This window comes from Clostridium mediterraneense, assembly GCF_900091705.1.
Classification (GTDB): Bacteria; Bacillota; Clostridia; order Clostridiales; family Clostridiaceae; genus Sarcina; species Sarcina mediterraneense.
Genome location: NZ_LT594785.1, coordinates 2405946 through 2411675, shown reverse-complemented (window position 1 = coordinate 2411675; position 5730 = coordinate 2405946). Strand labels below are relative to the sequence as shown.

Here is a 5730-nt window from a genome sequence, read left to right as displayed (position 1 = left end):
TAATTCAACAAGCAGCTCCTCCAGGAGTTAAAGCTCATACTGTTCCAATTAGTCAAATGATTAAACTTGCAAAAGATGATAAACATTTTGGTGGGCAACGTGCATTACTTCTTTTTGAAAATCCAGAAGATTTACTTAGAGCAGTAGAGGGAGGAGTACCTATAAAAATAGTTAATGTTGGTTCTATGGCACATTCTCCGGGGAAAGTTCAACCAAATAAGGTACTTGCCTTTAGTCAAGAAGATATTGATACTTTTAATAAACTTAAAAAAGCTGGATTAGATTTCGATGTCCGTAAAGTTCCAAATGATTCAAAAGGAAATATGGATGAAATTCTTAAAAGAGCACAAGAGGAATTAAATAAATTAAAATAATATAAATTATTTTAATAAAAAAGGAGGATTAATAATAGTGGATCTAAATATAATTCAAATAATATTAGTTATTATTATTGCATTTTTAGCTGGGATGGAAGGAATCCTAGATGAATTCCAATTTCAACAACCTCTAGTTGCTTGTACTTTAATTGGATTAGTTACAGGTAATTTAGTACCATGTCTAATCTTAGGAGGTAGTCTTCAAATGATTGCTTTAGGTTGGGCAAATATAGGGGCTGCTGTAGCACCAGATGCAGCATTAGCTTCTGTTGCAGCTGCAATTATTTTAGTTCTTAGTGGTGAAGGACAAGCTGGGGTTTCTTCAGCTATTGCTATAGCAATTCCATTAGCAGTTGCAGGGTTATTATTAACAATTATTTGTCGTACAATAGCTACAGCATTTGTACATTTTATGGATGCTGCTGCTAAAGAGGGAAATATAAGAAAAGTTGAAATGTGGCATATTATTGCTATTTGTATGCAAGGTATACGTATAGCACTTCCAGCTGGCTTAATATTAGTAATAGGGGCTGGCCCTATTCGTGCATTACTTACTTCAATGCCAGCTTGGCTAACAGATGGTTTAGCAATAGGTGGTGGAATGGTTGTAGCTGTTGGTTACGCAATGGTAATTAACATGATGGCAACAAAAGAAGTATGGCCATTCTTTGCAATTGGTTTTGTATTAGCAACTATTTCTCAAATTACACTTATAGGATTAGGTGCAATTGGTGTAGCTTTAGCTCTTATTTACTTAGCACTTAGTAAAAAAGGCGGCTCAGGTAATGGTGGATCAAATATGGGAGATCCAATAGGTGATATTATTGATAGATACTAAGAAGGGAGAGAAAATTAAAATGGACAAGAATATAAAATTAACAAAAAAAGATCGTCTTTCTATTTGGTGGCGTTCATTTTTCATTCAAGGATCTTGGAACTATGAAAGAATGCAAAATGGTGGTTGGGCATATTCTTTAATACCTGCAATTAAAAAACTATATAAAACTAAAGAAGAAAGATCTGCAGCATTAACACGTCATTTAGAATTTTTTAATACTCACCCATATGTAGCATCACCTATTATTGGGGTAACATTAGCATTAGAAGAAGAACGTGCAAATGGAGCACCAGTAGATGATATAACTATTCAAGGGGTTAAAGTTGGTATGATGGGACCTTTAGCTGGTATAGGAGATCCTGTTTTCTGGTTTACTGTTAGACCTATATTAGGAGCATTAGGGGCTTCACTTGCTATGAGTGGTAATATATTAGGACCAATTATATTTTTCTTAGGTTGGAATATTATTCGTATGATATTCACTTGGTATACACAAGAGCTTGGTTATAAAGCAGGTTCTCGTATCACAGAAGATTTATCAGGTAGCTTATTACAAGATATTACAAAAGGTGCATCTATACTTGGTATGTTCATTTTAGGATCATTAGTTAATAGGTGGGTATCTATTAACTTTGCGCCAGTAGTATCATCCGTTCAATTAAGTGAAGGTGCTTATATTGATTGGAGTAGTTTACCTGCTGGAGCAAATGGCATCAAAGAAGCTTTATTACAACAAGCAGCTGGATTATCATTAACTCCTGATAAGGTTACAACTTTACAAAATAACTTAGATTCATTAATTCCTGGGCTTACAGGCTTATTATTAACATTACTTTGTATGTGGTTACTTAAAAAGAAAGTATCTCCAATTGTTATCATTCTTTCTTTATTTGTGATTGGTATCATATTCCATTTAATAGGCTTGATGTAATATTTTTATTTATTCCTAATTTCTATTAAAGAAGTAAAGTAGAAAAAAGAATTTTTATTATATAAGCAAGTATATTGAGCAGAAAAGAGGTAGAATGTATGGTTCAATCACTTAATACAAGAGTGGATTTAGTAATTGAGGCAACATCTTTTGCAGGCCTTGCTGATTATGGGAAAATAATGATTGGTGATAAAGGATTTGAATTTTATAATTCTAGAGATTATCGAAAATTTATTCAAATTCCTTGGGAAGAAGTTGACTATATTATTGCATCTATAATATTAAAAGGAAAGTGGATTCCACGATATGCAATTAAAACTAAAAAAAATGGTACCTATACTTTTTCTTCTAAAGAAACAAAAAAAGTACTTCGTACCATGAGAAAATATGTTGATCCTAATCATATGGTTAAGTCACTGAGCTTTTTCGATGTTGTTAAACGAGCAGTAAAATCTATATTTAAGCATAATTAATAATTAGAAGATTTTATACTTGGGATAATAAATAAAATAATAGATATTTTAATTGCATTATATAGTGTTGTAGGAATTATGAAAACTATTTAGAGGAAAGACAAAAGATTTTAATAAAAAATAATTAGCTTAGTAGTTTATTTACTAGTAAAAAATTTTAAAGAGTAAGTATTATATAATTCGTAATACTTACTCTTTTATATTTACATGGAATTATATATAAAGAATCAAAGTGAAAATTTAACTTAAAAAATATTTCAAATTTTATTATATTAAGTAATTAAGATTAAATTTATATGTATAAATAGCTTTTAAATATCATTTTGGTAATTTAATTTCTTTTTAAAAGGAAATAATTATTACTTTAAAGTTAAAAATTAGTATAATAAGCATTATAAGTTTTTTAATAATATTTTATTATTTATGTTAGTAGGGTATTAATTTTATAAAATTTATCTTATTTTAATTAATACTAATACTTTAATACTAATTATTTTTAGTATTTTCAAAAAGACTTTTATTTGTAATTTAATATTAATAAAAGTATACTGAAGGTGAAAAATTAAAAATAAATTTTAAGGAGTGATATTTATGTTAGTGCTAAGAAATAAAAATGACAGCAATATTTATTGCTTTAACATTAGGAGGAGTAGGTTCAGAAATCATAACTTATATTTTATTTAATATGTAAACTAAAAAACTAACTAGCTAAGAATTAATGTTAGAGAATCCTATATAAATTTTAATGAATAAAATTTATTAGACTTATATAAAAAGTTAAAAATAGTAAAGGTATAATAGATTTTAATATTGTGGATTATTTTTTATAATAGTTTTGTGTGTAATGTTAGGTTATTCAGATGATACATCTGAATTTAAAAAATAAGCCTCTTGTAAACGTTAACTATACAAACTGTGTACAAGATATAAGAGCATAATAAAAAATATAACCTAAATACTATTAATGTTAGTACTTAATTTAGATCACAAGGGGGATAGGTGAATTAATTCAATATTAGCTTATTTAGATAATAGATCTGAAGTTAAAAAAATAAGCTTTTTGTAAACGTTAACTATAACGAAGGTATAGATATATGAGCATAATGGTAAAATTTAACTTAAATATTATTATCATTATTTATTAATTTAGATGGCCTAGGATATATGAATTAAATTAATTTTAAAATTTATTTATAAATTTATATTGCAAATAAAAATAGGAGGTATATCATGGTAGGAATTATTCTTGCAAGTCACGGAGATTTTGCTAAAGGTATTTTACAATCAGGCACAATGATTTTTGGAGAACAGCAAAATGTACAGGCTGTTACATTGGCGCCTAGTGAAGGACCAGATGATATTAAAGCAAAAATGAAAAAAGCAATTGCATCCTTTGAGAATCAAGATGAGGTTTTATTTTTAGTTGATCTTTGGGGAGGAACACCATTTAATCAAGCAGATAGTTTAGTTGAAGAACATAAAGATAAATGGGCAATTGTAGCTGGTATGAATCTTCCAATGGTTATTGAAGCTTATGCTTCACGTTTTTCAATGGAATCAGCACATGAAATTGCAGCTAATATTATAAAAACAGCTACAGATGGGGTTAAAGTTAAGCCAGAATCTTTAGAGCCTGTGAATTCAGATAAATCTTCTGTAGCTTCTACTCAAGAGTCTAATGTAGGTGCACCTGGATCTTTTGAATATGTTTTAGCTCGTATTGATTCACGTCTACTTCATGGACAAGTAGCAACTGCTTGGACAAAAACAGTGAAACCAACAAGAATTATTGTTGTATCAGACCATGTAGCTAAAGATGGACTTCGTAAAAAATTAATTCAACAAGCAGCTCCTCCAGGAGTTAAAGCTCATACTGTTCCAATTAGTCAAATGATTAAACTTGCAAAAGATGATAAACATTTTGGTGGGCAACGTGCATTACTTCTTTTTGAAAATCCAGAAGATTTACTTAGAGCAGTAGAGGGAGGAGTACCTATAAAAATAGTTAATGTTGGTTCTATGGCACATTCTCCGGGGAAAGTTCAACCAAATAAGGTACTTGCCTTTAGTCAAGAAGATATTGATACTTTTAATAAACTTAAAAAAGCTGGATTAGATTTCGATGTCCGTAAAGTTCCAAATGATTCAAAAGGAAATATGGATGAAATTCTTAAAAGAGCACAAGAGGAATTAAATAAATTAAAATAATATAAATTATTTTAATAAAAAAGGAGGATTAATAATAGTGGATCTAAATATAATTCAAATAATATTAGTTATTATTATTGCATTTTTAGCTGGGATGGAAGGAATCCTAGATGAATTCCAATTTCAACAACCTCTAGTTGCTTGTACTTTAATTGGATTAGTTACAGGTAATTTAGTACCATGTCTAATCTTAGGAGGTAGTCTTCAAATGATTGCTTTAGGTTGGGCAAATATAGGGGCTGCTGTAGCACCAGATGCAGCATTAGCTTCTGTTGCAGCTGCAATTATTTTAGTTCTTAGTGGTGAAGGACAAGCTGGGGTTTCTTCAGCTATTGCTATAGCAATTCCATTAGCAGTTGCAGGGTTATTATTAACAATTATTTGTCGTACAATAGCTACAGCATTTGTACATTTTATGGATGCTGCTGCTAAAGAGGGAAATATAAGAAAAGTTGAAATGTGGCATATTATTGCTATTTGTATGCAAGGTATACGTATAGCACTTCCAGCTGGCTTAATATTAGTAATAGGGGCTGGCCCTATTCGTGCATTACTTACTTCAATGCCAGCTTGGCTAACAGATGGTTTAGCAATAGGTGGTGGAATGGTTGTAGCTGTTGGTTACGCAATGGTAATTAACATGATGGCAACAAAAGAAGTATGGCCATTCTTTGCAATTGGTTTTGTATTAGCAACTATTTCTCAAATTACACTTATAGGATTAGGTGCAATTGGTGTAGCTTTAGCTCTTATTTACTTAGCACTTAGTAAAAAAGGCGGCTCAGGTAATGGTGGATCAAATATGGGAGATCCAATAGGTGATATTATTGATAGATACTAAGAAGGGAGAGAAAATTAAAATGGACAAGAATATAAAATTAACAAAAAAAGATCGTCTTTCTA

At 30.1% G+C, this 5730-nt stretch carries 6 protein-coding genes; all 6 read left to right on the top strand.

What is annotated here, in order from left to right:
- Window positions 1-374 (top strand): PTS sugar transporter subunit IIB (locus BN8917_RS12985; RefSeq protein ID WP_159426750.1); only part of this gene is annotated, 374 nt, incomplete at its 5' end.
- 37 nt (window positions 375-411) lie between these two features.
- Window positions 412-1215, top strand: a complete 804-nt coding sequence (locus BN8917_RS12980; RefSeq protein ID WP_066875034.1) for a PTS mannose/fructose/sorbose transporter subunit IIC — start codon at window positions 412-414, stop codon at window positions 1213-1215.
- A 19-nt stretch (window positions 1216-1234) separates the two neighbouring features.
- Window positions 1235-2146, top strand: coding sequence for a PTS system mannose/fructose/sorbose family transporter subunit IID (locus BN8917_RS12975; protein WP_066875511.1), 912 nt, complete (start codon window positions 1235-1237; stop codon window positions 2144-2146).
- Between the two features lie 98 nt (window positions 2147-2244).
- Window positions 2245-2619, top strand: a complete 375-nt coding sequence (locus BN8917_RS12970) for a DUF956 family protein (protein WP_066875037.1) — start codon at window positions 2245-2247, stop codon at window positions 2617-2619.
- Window positions 2620-3849: 1230 nt separating this feature from the next.
- Complete coding sequence (locus tag BN8917_RS12965; RefSeq protein WP_066875036.1) at window positions 3850-4827, top strand: mannose/fructose/sorbose PTS transporter subunit IIA; 978 nt, start codon at window positions 3850-3852, stop codon at window positions 4825-4827.
- 37 nt (window positions 4828-4864) lie between these two features.
- A complete protein-coding gene (locus BN8917_RS12960) occupies window positions 4865-5668 on the top strand; it encodes a PTS mannose/fructose/sorbose transporter subunit IIC (RefSeq protein WP_066875034.1) in 804 nt (267 codons plus the stop codon).
- Window positions 5669-5730 lie beyond the last annotated feature (62 nt).